Below are 374 nucleotides of genomic sequence, written 5' to 3' on the forward strand. Positions count from 1 at the left end.
GATGCTCAGCGATATGATCCATAAATTCATTAGATTTAAAGTTCCAAGAATTCTCGTCTACATTCCAATCTTCTTTAGCGATCTCCACGGCCTTGTCAGTCATCTTCAACACCGTTGCATCATCATTCAGAGAAGTAAGTACTGGGAATGAAGAGAAGTTACCAACCTGAAGATTGATAGTCGGATTCAGCATCTTCAACACGTAATTTCCAACCTTGCTATTCATAACCGCCATGATTCGCATTAAGTCAGCGTGAGACATAGAGAATGCTGACATTCCGGAAACATCATGAATACTGCCGGGTTCACGGTAACGGATACTAAATCCACCGCTCGTAATTAGAGACCAGGTAATCGCTTCACGAAAGTAATAA

1 pseudogene is annotated in these 374 nt (G+C 41.4%); it reads right to left on the reverse strand.

What is annotated here, in order from left to right:
* Positions 1-374, reverse strand: a pseudogene (locus FC75_RS12810) (BREX-1 system adenine-specific DNA-methyltransferase PglX); the annotation flags it as partial.

The organism is Lacticaseibacillus camelliae DSM 22697 = JCM 13995, from assembly GCF_001436615.1.
GTDB classification, from domain to species: domain Bacteria; phylum Bacillota; class Bacilli; order Lactobacillales; family Lactobacillaceae; genus Lacticaseibacillus; species Lacticaseibacillus camelliae.